The sequence below is a fragment of the Corynebacterium sp. KPL2850 genome (assembly GCF_040225855.1).
In the GTDB taxonomy this organism is placed as follows: Bacteria; Actinomycetota; Actinomycetes; order Mycobacteriales; family Mycobacteriaceae; genus Corynebacterium.
This window is the reverse complement of record NZ_JBEHFV010000010.1, coordinates 1-19,359: the sequence shown is the minus strand read 5'-3', so window position 1 is coordinate 19,359 and position 19,359 is coordinate 1. Positions and strand designations below refer to the sequence as shown.

Genomic DNA, 19,359 nt, shown 5'->3' with positions numbered 1-19,359 from the left:
CACCACCGACGGGCGGTATCTTGGAATCTATGACTGCACTTGATAAGCACCGCATCCGCACCGCCCTGGCAGAGGACTTCACCACCATCGATTTTGTGGATCAGACCGGTTCCACCAATACTGATCTGATGCAGGCCACCAATGTCGCCGATGGCACCGTGCTGCTTGCCGATGAGCAGCTATCCGGCAAGGGCCGCCTCGGCCGGGCGTGGACGGCGCCGGCCGGCTCCCAAGTGATCTTTTCCGTACTGCTCTTGCCCGATTCCCTCGATTACTTGGGCACGCTTCCGCTGGCTGCGGGCCTGGCCGTGACCGATTCCATCGAGGGCTCCGTGCTCAAGTGGCCGAATGACGTGCATATCGACGGCAATAAACTCTGCGGCATCCTTGCCGAGGCCGGTCCGGTGGGCCAAGCCTTCAAGTCCGCTCCGAAGACCGAGGTCAATAAGGTAGAACTCAATAAGACTGAGTTGAACAAGGCTGAGGTCAACAAAGCAGAAGTCAATAAAGCCGAGGTAAATAAGGCCGTCGGCGGGCAGGCGCCTTCCGCGCGCGTGGTCGTAGGCATGGGCATTAATGTCACGCTCACCCGCGAGGAATTGCCCATTGAAAAGGCCACCTCGTTGGCTCTGGAAGGCCGCGATACCGACCGCACCGAGCTGGCCATTACCGTGCTGAAAAACCTGCGCCGCCGTATTACGCAGTGGGAGAACCAGGATTCGCAGCTTATGCGGGATTACCGCGCGGTGTGCTCATCCATTGACCAGGAGGTGCGGCTGGAGACCCCGACTGGCGATGTCATCGGCCGCGTCGAGGGCATTGGCGAGGACGGCCGCATTAACGTCGCGGGCGAGTACTACTCCGCCGGTGACGTGACGCATCTGCGCCCGGCACGATAAGCGCGGCGCGATAGGCGCCGCTCGACAGGCATCGCGCGGCGGGCGACGCGCAGCAGGCGCCACGCGATAGGTATCGCGCGGCAGGTGCTGCGGAATCCGCGCAGTCCGAGAAGCACGGCCTCGCACTGGTACTATCCATGGCTATGGGATTGATGAAGATGGGCCAGGGCGAGGTCAAGCGCGCGGACGTATCCGCGCCATTTCGCGCGCTCGTTTTCCCATTTCTGGAGCTCATCCTCATTACTGGCGTGCTGTGGATTGCCATCGGCTGGTGCGATGCCCAGGGAGTAGAACCGATGTTGCGCAATGGCCTCGTAGTCTTGTGGGCCGGGCTGAGCACGTGGCGCTTTCTCATTCCGTTTTATAAGGCTCGCCGCAAGCGGTTCATCGTGACCAATCGCCGCGTCATCGTGCGGGAAGGCCGCCACATCGATTCAATTCCGCTGGAAGATATTCGCGGCGCCCGCAAGCGCCGCGGCGGTATCTCCATTGCGCTCAATGGCTGGGACAGGGCCATGTATTTTCCCACCGTAGCCAAGTCAAAGCAGGTGGCAGAGATTATTAATGATCGCCCTTGGTTTTAACCTCGGTGGAGTGCAATTGCTTATCAAGATCCTCCGGTGCGAGATTAGCGCTGCTGAATTCTTGGGTCAGCGGCAGGCGCAGTTCTAGATCGGAACCGGGGCAGAGCTCGATTTTCGCCTCATCCACGGTGTAATCCAGCACATGTCCGCCGGACTTACGCGCGGCGTCGATAAAGTGCACGTGGCAGCCAGGCACCGAAATCCCGCGCTCGTACACGGGAGTGCGGAAGCCGCCGATGACGCCCTCGACATCGCTAAAGTGCAGCTCTTTATCGCCGCCGACCGCCTTCGTCATTGGGGGATAGGGTTTGGTTTGTTTGACCACGGTGCGCGTAGTGACCTCAGAAAACCTGCCCGTGATGCGGACGGCGTACATGTAGTTCGCGGAAGGTTCCACCTCATCGATGAAGGCGGAAAGTTCGTCGCGGCGCAGGCCCCGTGGGGCATCGACAAGAATGCGCGGCACAAAGTTGGTGGCCACGGCATAAGGGGTTTGCTGGTCCAGGTCCGCAACCCGCGCGGAGCCATCGCCGCGCAGCTGGTAGCAGGTCCCGTCCAAGATGATCATTTCACCATCGAGGCCGTTAAAAGTCCCGATGCCAAAATTGCCCTTTCCTAGCAGCTCAGAGATGGTCATCTCGCCGTCATAAATGCCATCAAGGAGGGCGCTCATGAGGGAGTTCTGGAAGATCGAATGACGGGTAAACATGGTATCCAAGCTAGTATTGTGGGCGTGAGTGTCTCAAAACCTATTGTAACTGTCTGTGGCGATGGTCAGCTGGCGCGCATGATGCAACCTGCCGCCGCGGAACTCGATATTCATCTGCGGATTCTTGCTGGTAGTCCGGATTCTTCTACCGCGCAGGTCACCCCGGACATCGTGGTGGGCGATTACCACAAGTACGAGGACCTGCTCGCGGCGGCCCGCGGCGCGGATGCGGTTACTTTCGAGCATGAGCATGTGCCCAATGAGCATTCCGCTGCGCTTATCGATGCCTCCTTTAACGTCCAGCCCCAGCCCAGCGCCCTGCGCTATGCCCAGGACAAGCTGGACATGCGAGAAAAACTTTCTGCTTTGGGGGCGCCCGTTCCGCGGTTTAGCGCCATCGAATCCGTTGCCGATGCCCGCGCTTTTTTCGATGCCGTAGACGGGCGCGTCTGCCTCAAGGCCCGCCGCGGTGGCTATGACGGGAAGGGCGTGTGGTTTCCTTCGGATGCCGATCTTGATGAGCTCGTCGCTGAGCTATTAGATGCCGGCACGCCGCTCATGGCCGAAGAGAAAGTGGATCTGACCCGCGAGCTATCCATCTTGGTGGCGCGCCGCCCGTCCGGTGAAGCCAAGGTCTGGCCTATTACCCAGTCCCGTCAGGCAAACGGCATCTGTGCCGAGGCCATCGCGCCCGCGCCCGATCTCTCGCCTGAGTTGGCCGAACGCGCCTCTGCGCTGGGGCTAAGCATTGCCGAATCCCTCGGCGTGACCGGCGTGCTGGCCGTAGAGCTTTTCGCCTTCAACGGTGAAGGTGGCGAGGATATCTCCGTCAATGAATTGGCCATGCGCCCGCACAACACCGGCCACTGGACCCAGGATGGCTGCGTGACCTCGCAGTTCGAACAGCACCTGCGTGCCGTACTCGACCTGCCTTTGGGAGCGGTGGATGCCCTTGCCCCGGTGACCGTTATGGCCAATGTGCTCGGCGCGGATGAAGACCCCAAGATGCCTATGCCGCAGCGCGTGCGCGAGGTTATGGAACGCTACCCACACGCCAAGATTCATCTGTATGGCAAGGACCACCGCGCTGGACGCAAGATCGGCCACGTCAATGTCGCTGGTACATCATTCGATGAGACCCGCGATGCCGCCCGGCAGGCCGCGCACTTTCTGATGCACGCAACGTGGGCATAACTCTTAAAACCTAGAAAGGACATTATGGAACCGCAGGTAGGAATCATCATGGGCTCAGATTCGGATTGGCCCACCGTCAAACCCGCAGCGGAAGTCCTCGCGGACTTCGGCATCCCCATTGAGGTTGGCGTGGTCAGCGCCCACCGCACCCCGGAAAAGATGCTGGCCTACGCCAAGGCAGCGCACTCCTCCGGCCTTAAGGCCATCATCGCCTGCGCCGGTGGCGCCGCCCACCTGCCAGGCATGGTTGCAGCGGCCACGCCGCTGCCCGTTATCGGCATCCCGCGCGCCCTCAAGGACCTCGATGGCCTAGACTCCCTGCTTTCTATCGTGCAGATGCCTAGCGGCGTTCCCGTGGCCACCGTCTCCATCGGCGGCGCAAAGAACGCCGGCCTGCTGGCCGCCCGAATCCTGGGTACCGGAGACCCCGCCCTGCAAAACAAGATGGTCGCCTACCAAGAAAAGATGGCAGAGGAAGTCGAGCAGAAGGATAAGAACCTCCGCTCGAAGCTGCTAGGGGAGTAGGGAGGAGCTTCCCTTTCTTTATCGGCTAAAAGAGAGGGAGACTCCAGCCAGCTACCGTTTAGAATTCTTGGAGTCGTCGTGGAACCACTCTTTGATCTGCATCCAGAGCAATCCACCAATAAAAACGACGAAACCTAGTACATAAGAAACCCAGAATTCTTTCGGCACCGAATCCTTGTCATTGAATAGCCATTCAGTGCCGCCAAGGTAAAGAGCAAAAGGTAAGGGGACAAGCAGAAATATCAATAGCGAGATTAAAAAGGCTTTCCATTTTTTAGGCTCGCTCTTACTGCTTCTCCCTTTATTCTTACTATTTTTTCCAAGGCTCTTATGCATGATGACTGATGTGACCTTCCATTGCAGTGACTTTAAGACTGGATGCTTCTATTTCTGCGTTACCTCTGGCAATTGTGAAGAGGTCGTGGGATAGGACGGCTGGGCGCCGGCGCTGGTGGCGGCGAAGGCACCGACGCGGGCGGCGAAGGTGGCGGCATCGACAAGCGTGGCGCCTTCAAGGAGCTTGGTGCAAAAGGCTCCGGCAAAGGCGTCGCCTGCGCCGGTGGTATCGACTGCGGTGATCTGTGGGGTGGGGATGTCCGTGTTGGATTCGGGCGTTGCCACGTAGGCGCCTTCGGCTCCGAGGGTCAGCACCACTGATTTAAAGCCGGCGGAAACCAGGCGGTGGGCGAGCTCGCGCGGGGTGCCGGTGGAAGAAAGGCCCAGTTGCTCAAGGATGAGGCCAGCCTCGTGCTCGTTGGCCATGAGGGGGTCGGCCTGCAGGAGGGCGTCGCGGTCCACCTCGATGACCGGGGCGAGGTTGACGACCACGCGCCCTTGGGCAGCATCGACGGCGGCTTTGAAACCGGAGCCAGGGATTTCGCCCTGGAGCAAGACCACGTCCGCATCGGCGATGGTGGATTGGCGGGCGGTGACGAAGGGGGCATCGACAAGAGCGTTCGCGCCGGCGGAGATGACGATGGTGTTTTCGCCATCGGCAGAGACCGTGATGACCGCCAAGCCGGTAGTGGTATCGGACTGTTCCACCGCGCTGAGATCGATGCCGGAGCTGTGCATGTAGTGCATGGCGGGCTCGGCGTAGGGATCGGAACCGACCGCGCCGACGAAAGCCACATTGGCGCCCAATTGCGCAGCGGCGACCGCTTGGTTCGCGCCCTTGCCGCCAGCGAGGATCTCGCCACCGGAGCCCAGCAAGGTTTCGCCGGGGTGGGGGTGGCGTTCGGCATGGACAATAAGGTCAGCATTAATCGAGCCGACGACGGTGAGTTTGCTCATTGGAAATCCTCCTATGAATCGGATTCTACGGTGAATGCGGTGGACATGCGGGGGATATATCGCGTATCGGTTATCGATCCTTGAGGCGGGCGCTTATTTTTGATGGCCGCAATGAGCTCTGCGGTGGCTATCTTGCCCATATGATCGACGTTTTGGTCCACTACGGATATGGGTGCCGGCTGGAAGCGCAGGTAAATGAAGTCATCGAAACCGACGAGTGCGACTTCTTCTCCAATGGCCTTGCCGGAATTATGACAGGCTTCTAAGGCGCCCGCAGTCATCATCGAATCAGCGGCAATGATGGCCGTAACCCCTGCATTAAGTAGTTCGATCGCACCCTTGTATCCCTCTCGGTGCCGGAAGCTGCCGTGGTGAATGTGGATATCAAGGTCGCGAGTTGCTTGTGTAAAGACAGCGAGGCGCTGCCTGCCGGTAGAGGTTTCTTGGGGGCCGGAAAGATAGCCAATCGAGGTATGGCCTTTGTCCTTGAGCTGCGCAATTGCCTTATGCATTCCCGGTCTAGGATCAGAAATCACGGCGGGAAATTCCCCCAGGGCTCGGTCAATCAATAGCAACGGTCGATGGGAATAGGCCTGGCGGATGGCATCTTCTGCGCCATCGAGGGGAACAGTAATTATTCCATCGACCTGCCGCTGCGTGAGGGCATCGAGGGCCCGTTCCAAACGCGCAGGATCCTCGCCGCAGCTGGTAATCATGGTGGCGACACCGTGAGCATTAGCTTCTTGCTCAATTGCGGCGGCCATGGCTGCAAAATACGAGTTATCCAGGCTTGGTATGACGAGGCCGATGGCATTGGACCGTGCGTTGCGCAGCGCGCGTGCCTGGGCATTTGGACGATAATTGAGCTGTACGGCTGCCTGTTCTACGCGCGTGCGGGTGGCTGCGGAAATAGCTGGATTACCTGCCAGCGCGCGCGAGGCGGTGGAAATGGACACCCCAGCAGCGGCGGCTACGTTCTTGAGGGTGGTTGCGGCCATTTCGGCTCCTAGGGGGTAGAGCAGCTTCGACGGGTTGTGCAATCGATTGCACACTTGTGTTCCAATTTACGGTTCAGTACCTGTGCCTGTCAAGGATTCGCGCCGGTCTAAGCTAATGAGCATGGAAAATTCCCCGCGCGATCCGCTCCTTGTTTTAGGCTCCCGTGTTACCCACGGTCATCCGGGCGCCATGCTGCGGTCTCGTTTGGATAAGACGCTTGAACTCTATTCTGGGCAGACAGTCATCGTCTCTGGCCGCGGGGAAGCGGGCGCGATGGCCGAATACCTCATCAAGCGAGGCGTTGATCCTAGGCATGTGCTTGTGGAACCGGCTGCTACCAGTACAAATGAAAACCTAGAAAACGCGCACAGCCTTGCACCAGATGCCGTATTGCAGGTGGTTACCAACGATTTCCATGCCCTGCGCACCACATTGTGGGCCTGGCATTTGGGCATTGCAATTAACGTTCACCCCGCGCGCACGCCGTGGCTGTCGATGCCGCGCAATTACCTGCGCGAGGTCGCGGCGACCCCGCATTCCGCAGTGCGAATTCTGTGGCGGCGACTGCGGAGGTAACCGAGGCTATAGCGCCTTGAGCGCCTTACTGATCCCGCTTTGCAAGGTAGGCCGCGATTGCTTCATGGGGTGGGCAATAGCGCGCAGCCCCATATACGCAATCTGATCGGCGGCGCGATTGAGTGGATCCCCGGCATGGCCGAGCACACGGCGGATATCCACCTCGCAGGTGCCTTCTAGGTCGCCCCAGGCCTGTTGGAATCGGGACCGCGCACCAGACGAGACACCGCGCCACCTGCGTCCCGGCCGTGCCGCCTTCGAGCCTTTCTTGTGCACAATGTGGTTGACAGCATCCAATGCCGCAACGGAGTCGGATTCGATCACGGCCTTCGTCGCACCTACCTTGAGCAGGTACTTTAAGGCTAGCGTAAGCGCTTCTAGTTCCAGTTCGTCCGTGCTGGCTTTCGTCTCACGGGTCCGCAGGCGGTAGTCACCGTTTCCCGCCACGAAACACATCGAGCCCTTGAATACGGTATCGGAGGAGGCATCGGTAGCGATGCGCACCACCGCGCCCGCCGGCCACGACGTTGTGTGCGAGAAGTTCGGCCACCATTTAGCCTCTGGCGTTTCGACCTTGTTGGCTTCCTTCTGTTTTGGGGCCTCGCCCAGCTTGCGCGCCTTTCGTGCGGTCAGGCCAGCTTGTTTGCGGCGTGCGGAGCTCGCGCTTGCCGATGCCCGATTCTCCCCCGCAAAGCTCCCCGTCACCGTATAGCCGCGCTTCTCGAGTGCCGCTCGCAGCGCATTTTGCCTGCGACCAGTGACAATCCAAGTGCTCCCATCGATCCCGCGCAGGGCGCGCTGTAGCTCGCTTACTGCAACTTTGACGATATCGCCCTTTTTAATCTGGCCTTTGCGCACGAAGCGTGCCTGCGGGGTGTTGACCGCGATGACCCAGCCCTCGATGGTTCCGTCCTGCGCTGAATCCCAGCGTTCGTCCCACAGGGCGATTGCCACATGGACCGGAGCAGACACCATGTTCTTGGTGATTTTGCGGGTGCCGTAGGTGCGCGATTGCGTACCGGTGAGTGCAGAGAGTTCGAGGGGTTCCATTGGTTCTAGTAAATCACGCCCCATTCCAGCGGTGAACTGCACGCGCCTGTAGTGGACTCGATTCGTGACTGTTCGCGATAGTTCTAGGACTCGTTGCGGCCAGTCTCGCAACAGTGCCACAAAAGAGCTGTGCAACGGATTGTTCAGGAAGCTGCGCAAAGGCCCCTTCAGGAAGCTCCGAAATGGGCTGTGCAAAGGCCCCTTCAGGTTGCTCCGCAACCGGTTGCTCAAAGGCCTCTTTAGGTTGCTCCGCAAAAGTGCAGGGTCCCATGCAACATTTGAAGAAGATTTGCGATATTTGAGGCGCTAGTTTGCTCAGTTATTGCAGTGGAGGATGACCATAGGAGGCTGACCATAGGAGGCTGACCCTCCAACCCCTGACTGAAAGCGGCCGACTACCTAGCCTTCCGCAACAGATGCTGGCCGTCCGCTCCGTGGACCGTCACCCGTTCGGTGCAGATTGCCGGCGGAGAGCTCAGAATGTGACCATTTGGAGCATCACGCCCGGCAGTTTCTCTAGGAAGCCGCGAAGATAAAGAGCATGTTAAATCATGAGTTAATTAATCTTCGTTACGCAGGTTCAACTAGTCCTTACTATCCCGCGCTGTACACGGGCGAATTAAAGCGAGTCGCTCCATGGATTGCAGTGAAAACAACGACGTGGGAAAGCTGGCCATGGCATAAGCAACAGCTTGCCCTTACTTTAGCGGCCGGCCTAAGTGCGCACCGAGCGTCATTGGTGGCTAAGTCGGCTGCGCGTATTTGGGGAATTTGGGTAATTCCGCGGAGAAATGAGGTCGTCGAACTCGCTTCACCTTCAGGAAGTATCCCACCGAAAACGCACTGGCCGCGAAAGTACTACCGAATGTCACGTATAGGGGAGACATCGGTGGAAAGGTCTGGGGTTCGGGTGACGAATCCGGCGCGGACGTGCTTGGATATCGCCAGGCTACATGGGTTTGCGGAGGGGCTTGTTGCGGTCGATTCCGCATTGCGTGCGGGCCTAGTTTCGGTAGAAGAACTAAAGGAAACCCGGGCAGTAATGGCTCGGATGAAGGGGCCTCTCCCCATGAAAATGGTGGTGGAGCATGCGTATGCCGGTTCTGAATCACCGTACGAGTCGCTGTTGCGGGCGTTAATTATTGAAAAGATTCCCTCGGCCACTGTGTACCCACAATTTCGCGTATTGGGAAAGTACCGGGCTGACTTATGCATCGATGGGTGGCTCATTATTGAGGTCGACGGGGATACCAAGTACGACGGTACTTATGGGAAAGCGCCGGAAACAGTGGTCAAGGAACAGATGCGCCGGCAACGAGAAATCGAAAACCAGCGATTTACGGTATTGAGGTTTGGGCCAAAAGAGCTGGTTAATGACCCGAATAGGGTCGTAGAGACAATAGTTGAATACCTGGGGCGAAAGACGGGAAAAGTAGCGTAGATCACCCCCGTGGTACCCCTAGCTATAGATGTTGTTGAACAACCTCCGTAATAGCAATTATGATGATGCGAATCATAATTAAGAGAGACCGGCGTCACGAAAGGTGAGACTAGTGAGTGCTGAAAAACAGGCTTCCGCCCCGTCACCGGCGGGGGCGGAGGCGGATGCGAAAACCCCGCCCAAGGGCATTGGCGCCATGGCGGGAGCCATGTTCCTCATGGCTACCTCGGCCATTGGCCCGGGCTTTTTGACCCAGACTTCGGTCTTTACCGTCCAGATGGGCGCTTCTTTTGCCTTCGCTATCGCGCTGTCCATCTTGGTGGACATTGCCATCCAGCTCAATGTGTGGCGCGTGCTCTGCGTGACGGGAATGCGCGCCAATACCTTGGGCAATACCGTCCTGCCCGGTCTAGGTTGGGTGCTCGCCGGCTTCGTCTTTTTCGGCGGGGCGATTTTTAATATCGGTAATATCGCCGGCGCAGGCTTGGGCTTGAACGCGATGCTGGGCATCGATGCGCGCATCGGCGGCGTCATTGCGGCGGCGATTGCGGTGTTTATCTTCCTCTCCCGCCGCGCTGGAATGGCGCTGGACCGCCTCGTGGCCGCCCTGGGCGCGGTGATGATCCTGCTCATGTTGTACGTGGCCATCGTCAGCCAGCCGCCGGTAGGGGAGGCGCTTAAGAATACCGTCGCGCCGGGGGAAATCGATTTCTTCGTCATTACCACCATCATCGGCGGCACCGTCGGTGGCTATATCACTTTTGCCGGCGCGCACCGGTTGATCGATGCGGGCTTATCTGGCGTTGAAAACGTCAAGAACATTACGCGGACTTCCGTCAGCGGCATCATCGTTACCGGCATTATGCGCATGCTGCTCTTCTTGGCGGTGTTGGGCGTGGTGGCCACGGGCGTCACGCTAAAGGAAAATAATACTGCCGCCGATGCCTTCTATCATGCAGCTGGTGAATTCGGCCTCCGCGCATTCGGTATGGTGCTGTTTGCCGCAGGCCTATCTTCCGTCATCGGTGCCGCTTATACCTCGGTGTCCTTCGTGACCACCCAGGAAACCCCGGCCCGGACCCGCAATATCTTCACCGTTATCTTCATTACGGTTTGTACGATCATTTTTGTACTAATCAACTCCGCACCGCAAAAGCTCTTGATCTTCGCCGGTGCGATTAACGGGCTCATCCTTCCCATCGGCTTCGCGCTGGTGATGTGGGTGGCCTGGCGCCGCAAGGACCTGCTGCAGGGCTATGAGTACCCAAAGTGGCTGCTTATCCTTGGCAGCCTGGCCTGGTTGCTGACCATTTTCATCGGGCTTCGAGCAGTTTCAGGAATTACAGCGATATGGGCATAATGCAGACGCCAGAAGAGGTACGCGAGTTTGCGCGCACCCACGAGATGACCACCACCGCCGGGCACGCGCAGGGCTACATGCAGGCCAACCTGCTCTCGCTGCCCAGCGAATACGCCTTCGACTTCCTCCTTTTTGCCCAGCGCAACCCCAAGCCGTGCCCCATCGTCGGCGTGCTTGAGGCGGGCCAGTACACCTCGGATCTGCTACCTGGCGGCGATATCCGCACCGATATCCCGGCCTATCGCATCTTTGAGCATGGTGAGCACACGGCCACGCTTGCCGATGCCACCTCCCATTACACCCCCGACATGGTCAGCTTCCTTATCGGCTGCTCGTTTACCTTTGAAACGGCGCTGGTGGATGCGGGCATAGAGATCGCGCATATCAAACAACAGCGCAATGTGCCGATGTACCGGACGAATATCCCCACTACTCCTGCGGGCATATTTTCCGGACCGATGGTGGTATCGATGCGCCCGATTCCGGCATCGCAGGTCTCCGATGCGGTGCGCATTACCTCCCGCTATCCGTCCGTGCACGGTGCGCCGGTGCACGTGGGGGACCCAGCGGCCATCGGCATTGCGGATTTAGCGCACCCAGACTTTGGTGATGCGGTGGACATTCCAGAAGGTTGCCTGCCCGTCTTTTGGGCGTGTGGGGTTACTCCGCAGGCCATCGTGATGGAATCAAAGCCAGAGCTGGCCATTTCCCACGCGCCGGGCAAGATGCTGGTGACCAATACTCGCGATGCGGAGTATCTCATCCCTTAGGCATTGACCCCGCCACCTTCTTAGTCCGTGAAGGACAAGATGGTATCGCAGGTTTCTAAGAGGCTATCGCGCAACTGCGTGGTGGCCTCTTCGCGTTTTCCGTCCGCGATGAGCGTGGCCACATCCACATTGTTTTGAATGTGATCGGCGTGCAGTCGTGGGTAGCGGGGAATGACTAATAAGAAGGTAAGCCGCATGCGCGCGAGCAGGTTGCTCATCTGCTCATCCAAGGTGGGGGAATCAAGCCCTGCTACCAGTGCTTGGTGGAAGCGCTGGTTAATGGAGGAGACTTCCTGGTGCTTTTCACGTCTTGCACACTCGAAGGCGGAGGAGGCGAGGGAGATGAGCGAGGGGGCATCGGCAAACGCGCCCCACCGCGCGGCAGCTGGCTCGATGGCGGCGCGGGCGGCGAATAAATCGCGGATATAGGCGGCATCCGGGGTGGCGATGAAGACGCCGCGGTGGGGGATGCGCTCGACCAGGCGCTCGGCGGTAAGCGTGGTGAAGGCCTCGCGGAGGGTATTGCGGGAGCAACCGAATTGCTCGGCCACCTTTACCTCGCTGAGCTGCTCGCCGGGCTGAAAATTGCCGGCCGATATCTCTTGGCGCAAAGCGGTGGCGACGGACTGGGAAAGCATGACCCTCACCTTACTGAATGGGTGAGGCGTCAACGGCCATTCCGTATGACTTAAAGATCTAAAAGTTCTAAAGAGGCGGCGAAGTTCTAAAGGATCTAAACTGAAACCATAGTTCTAAAGGATCTAAATGGAAGGTCTGGCATAGTGATTCCGGATAAGAATCCTTTTCGCCCCAGTTTTGGCGCGTCGCCGGTGCAGCTGGCCGGGCGCGAATTTGAAATCAGCTCGTTTAACTATGGGCTCGTGGGCGGCGTGGGCGCCATGCAGCGCGCCTTACTTGTCAGCGGTACGCGCGGGGTGGGCAAAACCGTGTTGCTCAATGAGTTTGAAGAATCCGCGCGCCGTCTGGGGTGGGTTGTCATCCGCGCCTATGCGGATGCCCAGATGGTAGCGCAGCTACGCGATTCCACGATTCCGGAAGCCATAGAGGAGCTGGACTATACGGAGAAGACGGGCCGCAAGATCACGGGATTCTCTGTGGCGGGCGTGGGATCTGTAACGACGCAATTGCCCCATAACCAGGCCCAGCCCAGCTTGGTCTCGCGGCTGCGCAGCCTTCTGAAGGCCGCGCGTGCGCATGATGCGGGCGTCTTGTTGACGGTCGATGAGGTGCAAGCGGCTTCCGTGGACGAGCTTGCGCAGCTGGCCACCGCCATCCAGGATCTCATTCGGGACGAGTACGACATTGCCTTCGCCGCCGCGGGATTGACCTTCGGGGTAGAAGAACTATTGGAGCACGAAGGCACCACCTTTTTGCGCCGCGCTCAAAGGCTGGATTTGGGGCTGCTTGATGATGCCACCGTAGCCGATACCCTGCGTAGCACCGCCACCGCGGCTGGGCGCGGTTTCAACGAGCGCGCTCTAGAAGAAGCGACCGCATTGGTACAGGGGTATCCGTACCTATTGCAGTTGGTTGGCGCTTTGGCGTGGACCCGCGCGGTACTCGATGGGGCGGATGCCATCGAAGAGCGCCACGTGTCCTCGATTGCGCGCGAGATTCCAGCGCATATGGGAAACCAGGTGCACAAGATTGCGTTGAAGAATGTTCCTGACGCCCAGCGCGCTTTTCTCAATGCCATGGCGGAGCTGGAAGCCGAACACGGGGCTGATATTCCCACCGGTGCCATCGCGGCGCACCTGGGCAAGAGTCCCAATGCCATTTCCATGGCCCGCAAGCTGCTTTTAGAGCGCGATCTCATCGCCAGCCGCCGCTATGGAACCGTGCATTTCCTCTTGCCTTACCTGGGTGAGTATCTGCGCGGCCAGGCACCCAGGTAGGCAGCACGCGCTAGTCGATGGTCGCAATCACCGTCGCGGAATCCAGGCGGTCGCCCTCCTCGGCGAGGATCTTGATGGTGCCGCCGCGCGGGGCCTTGATGGCAGATTCCATCTTCATGGCCTCGACCGTGGCGATGGAATCGCCCTCGGAGACGCTATCGCCATCGGATACATTCCAGGCCACGAGGTTGGCCTCGAAGGGGGAGGTGACCGCGTTATCGTCGGTGGACTGCGCCCCGGCCGTCGAGGGGGCGGTGGCGGTGGCACCAGAGTCACCCACGGCGCCCGAGCCGGTACCGGCGCCTGCGAGGAAGTCCATGGGCACGCCGATATTGACGAGCTTGCCATCGATTTCTACCGCGACCGTCCGGCGCTTGGTATAGATGGCCTCGACCTTGTCTACCTGGTTGGCAGCAGAGGGCCGGTAGTTGTGATCAAGCCAGTCAGTAAAGACGCCGATTTCGCTGGCACCGGCATCGGCCTCAGCGGAAGACGCGGTGCCAATAAGCGCGGACTCGTCCATCATGTCGCGGTGGAAGGGCAGCACGGTGCGCACGCCGGAGACGTCGAACTCGCGCAGCGCCTGGCGGGAACGAGCGAGGGCTACCTCGCGCGTGGGGCCCCACACGATGAGCTTGGCAATGAGCGAGTCATAGTACGGCGGAATAATGGAACCCGAGCGGACAGCCGAATCGACGCGGATGCCGGGGCCGGTGGGCGGCTCGAAGGAGACGATGGTACCGGGGCAGGGGGCAAAACCGTTGAGGATATCTTCGGCATTGATGCGAAACTCGAAGGCGTGGCCGGTGGAATCCGGATCCTCAGAGATGGACAGGGGCTCGCCCGCGGCGATGCGGAATTGCTCGGCGATGATATCGGTGCCGGTCACCACCTCGGTTACGGGGTGCTCGACTTGGACGCGGGTATTGACCTCCAAGAAGGAGATGGTGCCGTCCTCGGAAACGATGTATTCCACGGTGCCGGCGCCGGTATAGCCCACGTGGGAACAGATGGAGCGGGCGCCTTCGATGATGCCGGTGCGCTGGGCATCGGAAAGCGCGGGCGCAGGGGCCTCTTCGATGAGCTTTTGGAAGCGGCGCTGGGTGGAGCAATCGCGGGTGCCCAGCACGCGGACGTTGCCGTGGGTATCCGCCAGGACCTGCGCCTCCACGTGGCGTGGGTGGGTCAGGAACTTCTCCACGTAGCACTCGGCGCGGCCGAAAGCCTCCATGGCCTCGCGCCCGGCGGAGTTGAACGCGCCCTCGATCTCATCCATGGAATCCACGACCTTAAGGCCGCGCCCGCCGCCGCCATAGGCGGCCTTGATGGCAATCGGCAGGCCGTGCTCCTCGGCAAAGGCGCGGGCCTCCTGCCAATCATCAATGGGATCGGAGGTGCCCGGAGCCAGGGGCGCGCCGACCTCTTCGGCCACGCGGCGGGCGGCAATCTTATCGCCCAACAGCTCGATGGACTCCGGGGAGGGGCCGATCCAGATCATGCCGGCATCGGTGACGGTGCGGGCAAAGTCGGCGTTTTCGGAGAGGAAACCGTAGCCCGGGTGGATGGCATCGGCGCCGGCGCGCACGGCGATATCCAGCAGCGCCGGGATATTCATGTAAGTATCGGCGGCGGTATTGCCGGGCAGCGCATAGGCTTCATCGGCAACCTGGGTGTGCAGGGCGCCGGCGTCGGCCTCGGAATAAATGGCGATGGACTTAATGCCCAAGTCGCGGGCCACGCGGGCGATGCGCACGGCGATTTCGCCGCGGTTAGCAATGAGGACGGTTTTAATCTGCATTTTCTTCTCCAGTATTTAAAGCTTGGGGTGTCACGAGGCGGAAGGTCACGCGTGCGCCGGGCGGAAGCTGCGCGGCGATGTCGATATCTTCTTCCAGCACGGTGGCGATGACGGGGTAGCCGCCGGTGACGGCGTGATCGCGCAGGAAGACCACCGGTTTGCCGTTCGGCGGGATCTGGATGGAACCGGCCACCATTCCCTCAGAGGGCAGCTCGCCGTCTTTGACGCGCTGCACGGTGATTTCGGGAGCCCCTGCGCTGTCTTTAGCCCCGGAAAGCCGCAGGCCAACGCGGTTGGAATCAGAGGAAACGACCCATTCGGTATCCAGGAAGGTGGAGATATTATCGCCAAACCAGTCATCGCGCGGGCCCAGCACGCAGCGCAGCGTCGCGCGCGTTTTTCCGGCGGAGTCAGCGGATACGCGCAGGGGGTTGACCAATTGCGCATCCGTCATGCCGGTTGAGCGCGGCAGCACGCCGATGACATCGCCAGTGGTGACGGGATCGGGGCCGAGGCCGGAGAGGACGTCGGTGGCAGAGGAGCCGAGCTCGGATTCGGCAATGATGCCGCCGCGAATGGCCACGTAGTTGCGCATACCCACCGTTGCGGCACCGACCGTCACAGTCTGGCCGGCGGTTACGAGCACCGGGCGGGCGAGGTGCACGGGCATCTCACCCAGGCGGACGCGGGCAGTGGCGCCGGTAACGCAGATGACGGTATCGGTAAGCGCGCGCAGCTTAATGCCGCCGATATTTTCTAGCACCGTCGCGCCCCGCGGATTGCCCACGGCAACGTTCGCGGTCGCCGCGGCGGCGTGATCGGCGGCACCGGAGGGCGTCACGCCGAGGTCGCCCACGCCGGGGCGGCCTAAGTCTTGATAGAGCGTGAGCAGGCCGGCATCGAGGACCTCCATGCGGGGCAGGCGGGCCGGCGAGCGCTTGGATTCCGCGCTGCGATCCACCAAGTCCGGCAGCTCGTCCACGGCGCGGTAGCGCACCCGGTCACCGGGCTGCACCAGCGCGGGTGGGTTCGCGTGCGAATCCCACATCGGGGTATTGGTGGTGCCGAGCAGCTGCCAGCCGCCTGGCGAAACGCGCGGGTAGACCGCGGAGAACTCACCCGCGATGCCCACGGCGCCAGCCGGAACGGCTGTGCGCGGATCGGAGCGGCGTGGCACGGCCTTGGCTTGGGCCGGATAGGAAGGCGCGCAGTAAGTAAAGCCGGGGGCAAAGCCACCAAAGGCGGCGGTCCATTCGGTAGAGGTATGCCAGTCAATCAAGGCCTCGCGCGACATGCCGAGGAGCTCGGCGGCGGCGTCGACATCGTCGCCATCGTAAAGCACATCGATATCGACCGTGCGCGCTTCCTTAGCAGTAGCGGCGGCAGGGGAGAAGTCCGTCAGAAACTCTGCGGCCGCGCGCGCGGAATTCGGCGCCTCAAAGGTAATGAGCAACGTGGTGGCAGCGGCGATGCAATCCACCTGATTCTTGAGCGGTTTAGCGGACAGTGCCGCATGCCACGCCATGACCTGCTCAAGCCCGTCCAAATCAATGAGGAGGGCGCGGGTGCCAACGAAGTGAATATGCGGCATTAGATAAAGCTCCGAATGTCGATTCCTTCCGCGCTGAGGCGCTCGACCACACCGCGCAGCAGTTTCACGGAGCCCGGCGAGTCACCGTGGGTGCACACGGACTGGGCATCGACATCGAGCGTGGTGCCATCGATGGCGGTAATGGAGCCGGTGTGGGCGACTTCGAGCACGCGCTTGACGACATCCCCTTCATCCCCCATCACCGCATTGTCCTGCTTGCGTGAGACCAGCGTGCCATCGGGGTTGTAGTTGCGATCCGCGAAGGCCTCGCGGATGACGGTGAGGCCTTGTGATTCTGCAATATCGACGGCGAGGCCGCCTGGCAGCAGCATCACGGGGAGGTCACCGAAGGCCTTAATACCTGCAATAACTCCCTTGGCTTGTGCCTCGTCCTTGACGATGGTGTTGTACATCGCGCCGTGCGGCTTCACATAAGACACCCGCGTGCCATTGGCGCGCGCCAGCGCATCGAGCGCACCAATTTGGTAGGTGACCTCGTCCGCGAGCTCCGCTGCGTTGTAGTCGATGAAGCGGCGGCCAAAACCGGCCGGATCGTTATAACCCACGTGTGCTCCGACCGTTACTCCCGCACGCGCCGCGGATTTAAGGGTCTGCGCAATGGAGTGCGGATCACCGGCGTGGAAGCCGGTGGCGACATTGGCGGAGGAGACCATCTCCAGCATCGCGGCATCATCGGCTACCGGGTTGCCGGCGGTGGTTTCACCCAAGTCCGCGTTGAGATCAATGTGGAGCGAAGCCATTCAACACCATCCTTAATTGTTGAACAATAAGTGTGGATCCAAGTGTAACCCGTGCCACTGCCATTTGTGAAGACGGTTACTTTTTTGGGGGCGCGTATCCAGCCATCTGAATGCCCCCTCGGTGGTGATTTCTGGGAGTGTCCAAAGCGTTCGGGTCCTTGTGTTGTCGGTGGGGTGCTTGCGAGGTGACGGAGAGGTCCACACCCTCGTATCTCAATAAGTGGGACTAGTTGCCCGTCCTGTGGAATAGGAGTGTAAACTTTTCCTCGAAAGCGGCCTACACCCCTGGCCATTCCCCGCCATGCTCCACCCATAAGCAGTGGCATTCGATACCGCACGTGAGACTTCCGCTATGTCTTTACAAGCCGTAACTGTCATCGTTCTCATCGCCATCTTTCTGCTGGGGACGCTGCGCAATATCAACCTAGGAATACTTGGCTTAGCCGGCGCTTTTCTCGTTGGTTACAAGCTGCCTGCATTTAATGAGGATGGCGCAGATCCGCTCGATTCCATCTTCGCGGGTTTCCCAGTGGACCTCATGTTTGCCCTGATGGGATTGACGTATCTCTTTGGGTTTGCACAGCACAACGGCACTATTTCCCTGTTACTGAACTGGTGTATGCGGTTGGTGCGCGGTAACCGGGCGGTCATGCCGTGGATCTTCTTCGTCATTACTGGTGCCTTCATGTCTATCGGCGCCATCTTTTGTATCGGTGTCATTTCCCCGTTGGCGCTGCCTTTCGCTCGCCGCTATCGAATCAATCCGCTCATGATGGGCATGATGGTCGTCCACGGTGGGATGGCGGGATTGCTTTCACCGCTGAGTGTCTACGGCATCTTTGTTAACGGCACCATCCAGAATGCAGGCCTCGAGGCATCGCAGACCCTGCTCTTTATTATTGCCATGCTCTTTAATGTCCTCATGGGCCTTTTGGTTTATATCTTTTTGGGCGGGCGAAAACTCATCGGGCAGCAGTGGGATGCGTCGATGGAAATCCGGTCAGAAGGTGACCAAGAAGAGGGTACATCCACACAGGTACAACCATTCCAATGGCTAACCCTTGCTTCGCTGGCAGGACTAGCCGTAGGGGCTGGGATTTTCAACCTTGATATTGGCCTGCTTTCCATCATCTTGGGAGCAATTCTGGCGGTGATTAAACCTGGCGAGTCGGTCAAAGCGCTTAATAATGTCTCTTGGGGAACGATCGTCCTAGTGGGTGGCATGGTGACATATATCGAGGTTCTTGAAGCCGCCGGTACCGTTGATTCCCTTTCTAGGGCCATTACCGCGCTTGGCGCGCCAGCCCTTGGGTTATTGCTTATGTGCTACCTTTCGGGAATCGTCTCAGCGCTTGCTTCCTCCATCGCCACCATCGGAATTGCAATGTCTATGGCCACGCCTTTCTTGACCGACGGCACCTTGCCGGTTGTTGGTACCGCAGCCGCTATCGCCATTTCCGCCACCGTCGTAGACGTGAGTCCCTTTTCTACGAATGGCGCAATGGTGCTTGCCAATGTCCATCCCGGGCAGCGCGATCGCGTTTTCAAACAGATGCTGATTTATTCCGGCGTCGTCATCGCCTTCAGTCCGCTTATGGCGTGGTTGCTGGTCTTCTTACCTTTTTAAAGTACAAAGTTCTGGCCGCGGGTTAAGTACTTACAGCCCTTTGCGATGCTCCATTTGTGCCCCTCATCCGGTAAGAGATAGGACAAATTTCCGGCTTAAGCCCAGCGTGTGAGTGAATTTTGAATGAAAGCGACATATGTGATGTGTATTACTGTATGCTGCGATTTATTATGTTGAATTCACCCATAGGAGCGTGTCAAGTTGTTTGTGTGTGGGGCTAGGTTTATAGGTATTTGTCGAAGCGGGCGGGAAAGGCTACGGCCATT

General features: G+C 59.6%; 19 protein-coding genes. 10 read left to right on the top strand and 9 right to left on the bottom strand.

The window, feature by feature from the left end; genetic code table 11:
• Window positions 1-29 precede the first annotated feature (29 nt).
• Together ABRP93_RS04915 and ABRP93_RS04910 are read left to right on the top strand one after the other, a co-directional pair.
• The gene (locus ABRP93_RS04915) at window positions 30-899 is read left to right on the top strand and encodes a biotin--[acetyl-CoA-carboxylase] ligase (protein ID WP_349887106.1); all 870 of its coding nucleotides are present in this window, start codon (window positions 30-32) and stop codon (window positions 897-899) included.
• A gap of 143 nt (window positions 900-1,042) precedes the next feature.
• Window positions 1,043-1,483, top strand: a complete 441-nt coding sequence (locus ABRP93_RS04910; protein WP_284770074.1) for a YdbT family protein — start codon at window positions 1,043-1,045, stop codon at window positions 1,481-1,483.
• On the opposite strand, the gene budA is transcribed toward ABRP93_RS04910, so the two are convergent.
• Window positions 1,461-2,192 carry an acetolactate decarboxylase gene (budA, locus tag ABRP93_RS04905; protein WP_284770073.1) on the bottom strand — a complete coding sequence of 244 codons (732 nt, stop codon included), beginning with the start codon at window positions 2,190-2,192 and terminating at the stop codon, window positions 1,461-1,463. The two genes, ABRP93_RS04910 and budA, sit on opposite strands and share 23 nt — an antisense overlap.
• On the opposite strand from budA, the gene ABRP93_RS04900 reads away from it, so the two are divergent.
• Together ABRP93_RS04900 and purE are read left to right on the top strand one after the other, a co-directional pair.
• The gene (locus ABRP93_RS04900) at window positions 2,178-3,386 is read left to right on the top strand and encodes a 5-(carboxyamino)imidazole ribonucleotide synthase (protein ID WP_349887105.1); all 1,209 of its coding nucleotides are present in this window, start codon (window positions 2,178-2,180) and stop codon (window positions 3,384-3,386) included. The two genes, budA and ABRP93_RS04900, sit on opposite strands and share 15 nt — an antisense overlap.
• A 24-nt stretch (window positions 3,387-3,410) precedes the next feature.
• Entirely contained in the window at window positions 3,411-3,911 is a 501-nt protein-coding gene (gene purE / locus ABRP93_RS04895; protein WP_349887104.1) for a 5-(carboxyamino)imidazole ribonucleotide mutase, read from the top strand.
• A 51-nt stretch (window positions 3,912-3,962) separates the two neighbouring features.
• Here purE and ABRP93_RS04890 read toward each other — a convergent pair whose 3' ends face one another.
• The 3 genes from ABRP93_RS04890 to ABRP93_RS04880 are packed head-to-tail and all read right to left on the bottom strand — an operon-like array spanning window position 3,963 to window position 6,202.
• Window positions 3,963-4,247 (bottom strand): hypothetical protein, encoded by a 285-nt coding sequence (locus tag ABRP93_RS04890; protein ID WP_349887103.1) that lies wholly within the window; start codon window positions 4,245-4,247, stop codon window positions 3,963-3,965.
• Between the two features lie 48 nt (window positions 4,248-4,295).
• Complete coding sequence (locus tag ABRP93_RS04885) at window positions 4,296-5,204, bottom strand: ribokinase (RefSeq protein WP_349887102.1); 909 nt, start codon at window positions 5,202-5,204, stop codon at window positions 4,296-4,298.
• Window positions 5,205-5,215: 11 nt separating this feature from the next.
• Complete coding sequence (locus ABRP93_RS04880) at window positions 5,216-6,202, bottom strand: LacI family DNA-binding transcriptional regulator (protein WP_349887100.1); 987 nt, start codon at window positions 6,200-6,202, stop codon at window positions 5,216-5,218.
• Between the two features lie 115 nt (window positions 6,203-6,317).
• Here ABRP93_RS04880 and ABRP93_RS04875 point away from each other — a divergent pair, with 115 nt between their 5' ends.
• Window positions 6,318-6,779 carry a YdcF family protein gene (locus ABRP93_RS04875; protein ID WP_023025471.1) on the top strand — a complete coding sequence of 154 codons (462 nt, stop codon included), beginning with the start codon at window positions 6,318-6,320 and terminating at the stop codon, window positions 6,777-6,779.
• A gap of 6 nt (window positions 6,780-6,785) precedes the next feature.
• Here ABRP93_RS04875 and ABRP93_RS04870 read toward each other — a convergent pair whose 3' ends face one another.
• Entirely contained in the window at window positions 6,786-7,829 is a 1,044-nt protein-coding gene (locus tag ABRP93_RS04870) for a ribonuclease HI (protein WP_349887099.1), read from the bottom strand.
• A 1,042-nt stretch (window positions 7,830-8,871) separates the two neighbouring features.
• Between ABRP93_RS04870 and ABRP93_RS04865 the strand changes: the two genes are divergently transcribed.
• The 3 genes from ABRP93_RS04865 to ABRP93_RS04855 all read left to right on the top strand — a co-directional run bounded on the left by ABRP93_RS04865 (window position 8,872) and on the right by ABRP93_RS04855 (window position 11,400).
• Window positions 8,872-9,270, top strand: coding sequence for an endonuclease domain-containing protein (locus ABRP93_RS04865; RefSeq protein ID WP_284849745.1), 399 nt, complete (start codon window positions 8,872-8,874; stop codon window positions 9,268-9,270).
• A gap of 196 nt (window positions 9,271-9,466) precedes the next feature.
• A complete protein-coding gene (locus ABRP93_RS04860; RefSeq protein ID WP_034659630.1) occupies window positions 9,467-10,630 on the top strand; it encodes an NRAMP family divalent metal transporter in 1,164 nt (387 codons plus the stop codon).
• Entirely contained in the window at window positions 10,621-11,400 is a 780-nt protein-coding gene (locus ABRP93_RS04855) for a putative hydro-lyase (protein WP_349887097.1), read from the top strand. Before ABRP93_RS04860 ends, ABRP93_RS04855 begins: the two co-directional genes overlap by 10 nt.
• Before the next feature lie 20 nt (window positions 11,401-11,420).
• On the opposite strand, the gene ABRP93_RS04850 is transcribed toward ABRP93_RS04855, so the two are convergent.
• Complete coding sequence (locus tag ABRP93_RS04850) at window positions 11,421-12,038, bottom strand: GntR family transcriptional regulator (protein ID WP_349887096.1); 618 nt, start codon at window positions 12,036-12,038, stop codon at window positions 11,421-11,423.
• A gap of 144 nt (window positions 12,039-12,182) precedes the next feature.
• Here ABRP93_RS04850 and ABRP93_RS04845 point away from each other — a divergent pair, with 144 nt between their 5' ends.
• Window positions 12,183-13,316, top strand: coding sequence for an ATP-binding protein (locus ABRP93_RS04845; RefSeq protein WP_349887095.1), 1,134 nt, complete (start codon window positions 12,183-12,185; stop codon window positions 13,314-13,316).
• A gap of 10 nt (window positions 13,317-13,326) precedes the next feature.
• On the opposite strand, the gene ABRP93_RS04840 is transcribed toward ABRP93_RS04845, so the two are convergent.
• Genes ABRP93_RS04840 through ABRP93_RS04830 form a run of 3 tightly spaced genes read right to left on the bottom strand, consistent with a single transcriptional unit; the run spans window position 13,327 to window position 17,466 of the window.
• A complete protein-coding gene (locus ABRP93_RS04840) occupies window positions 13,327-15,114 on the bottom strand; it encodes an acetyl/propionyl/methylcrotonyl-CoA carboxylase subunit alpha (RefSeq protein WP_349887093.1) in 1,788 nt (595 codons plus the stop codon).
• On the bottom strand, window positions 15,104-16,705 hold the full coding sequence (locus ABRP93_RS04835) for a 5-oxoprolinase subunit B/C family protein (protein ID WP_349887092.1): 1,602 nt from the start codon (window positions 16,703-16,705) through the stop codon (window positions 15,104-15,106). Before ABRP93_RS04835 ends, ABRP93_RS04840 begins: the two co-directional genes overlap by 11 nt.
• On the bottom strand, window positions 16,705-17,466 hold the full coding sequence (locus ABRP93_RS04830; RefSeq protein ID WP_349887091.1) for a LamB/YcsF family protein: 762 nt from the start codon (window positions 17,464-17,466) through the stop codon (window positions 16,705-16,707). Before ABRP93_RS04830 ends, ABRP93_RS04835 begins: the two co-directional genes overlap by 1 nt.
• Before the next feature lie 352 nt (window positions 17,467-17,818).
• Between ABRP93_RS04830 and ABRP93_RS04825 the strand changes: the two genes are divergently transcribed.
• A complete protein-coding gene (locus ABRP93_RS04825) occupies window positions 17,819-19,093 on the top strand; it encodes an SLC13 family permease (RefSeq protein WP_349887090.1) in 1,275 nt (424 codons plus the stop codon).
• The last annotated feature ends 266 nt before the right edge of the window (window positions 19,094-19,359 follow it).

Bases quoted from the DNA above. Each gene is read 5' to 3' on its own strand.
- ABRP93_RS04850 (WP_349887096.1), bottom strand. From the start codon at position 12,038: ATGCTTTCCCAGTCCGTCGCCACCGCTTTGCGCCAAGAGATATCGGCC.
- ABRP93_RS04900 (WP_349887105.1), top strand. From the start codon at position 2,178: ATGACGGGTAAACATGGTATCCAAGCTAGTATTGTGGGCGTGAGTGTC.
- ABRP93_RS04890 (WP_349887103.1), bottom strand. From the start codon at position 4,247: ATGCATAAGAGCCTTGGAAAAAATAGTAAGAATAAAGGGAGAAGCAGT.
- ABRP93_RS04915 (WP_349887106.1), top strand. From the start codon at position 30: ATGACTGCACTTGATAAGCACCGCATCCGCACCGCCCTGGCAGAGGAC.
- ABRP93_RS04885 (WP_349887102.1), bottom strand. From the start codon at position 5,204: ATGAGCAAACTCACCGTCGTCGGCTCGATTAATGCTGACCTTATTGTC.
- ABRP93_RS04880 (WP_349887100.1), bottom strand. From the start codon at position 6,202: ATGGCCGCAACCACCCTCAAGAACGTAGCCGCCGCTGCTGGGGTGTCC.
- ABRP93_RS04875 (WP_023025471.1), top strand. From the start codon at position 6,318: ATGAGCATGGAAAATTCCCCGCGCGATCCGCTCCTTGTTTTAGGCTCC.
- ABRP93_RS04835 (WP_349887092.1), bottom strand. From the start codon at position 16,705: ATGCCGCATATTCACTTCGTTGGCACCCGCGCCCTCCTCATTGATTTG.
- ABRP93_RS04855 (WP_349887097.1), top strand. From the start codon at position 10,621: ATGGGCATAATGCAGACGCCAGAAGAGGTACGCGAGTTTGCGCGCACC.
- purE (WP_349887104.1), top strand. From the start codon at position 3,411: ATGGAACCGCAGGTAGGAATCATCATGGGCTCAGATTCGGATTGGCCC.
- ABRP93_RS04825 (WP_349887090.1), top strand. From the start codon at position 17,819: ATGTCTTTACAAGCCGTAACTGTCATCGTTCTCATCGCCATCTTTCTG.
- budA (WP_284770073.1), bottom strand. From the start codon at position 2,192: ATGTTTACCCGTCATTCGATCTTCCAGAACTCCCTCATGAGCGCCCTC.
- ABRP93_RS04830 (WP_349887091.1), bottom strand. From the start codon at position 17,466: ATGGCTTCGCTCCACATTGATCTCAACGCGGACTTGGGTGAAACCACC.
- ABRP93_RS04840 (WP_349887093.1), bottom strand. From the start codon at position 15,114: ATGCAGATTAAAACCGTCCTCATTGCTAACCGCGGCGAAATCGCCGTG.
- ABRP93_RS04865 (WP_284849745.1), top strand. From the start codon at position 8,872: ATGGCTCGGATGAAGGGGCCTCTCCCCATGAAAATGGTGGTGGAGCAT.
- ABRP93_RS04870 (WP_349887099.1), bottom strand. From the start codon at position 7,829: ATGGAACCCCTCGAACTCTCTGCACTCACCGGTACGCAATCGCGCACC.
- ABRP93_RS04860 (WP_034659630.1), top strand. From the start codon at position 9,467: ATGGCGGGAGCCATGTTCCTCATGGCTACCTCGGCCATTGGCCCGGGC.
- ABRP93_RS04910 (WP_284770074.1), top strand. From the start codon at position 1,043: ATGGGATTGATGAAGATGGGCCAGGGCGAGGTCAAGCGCGCGGACGTA.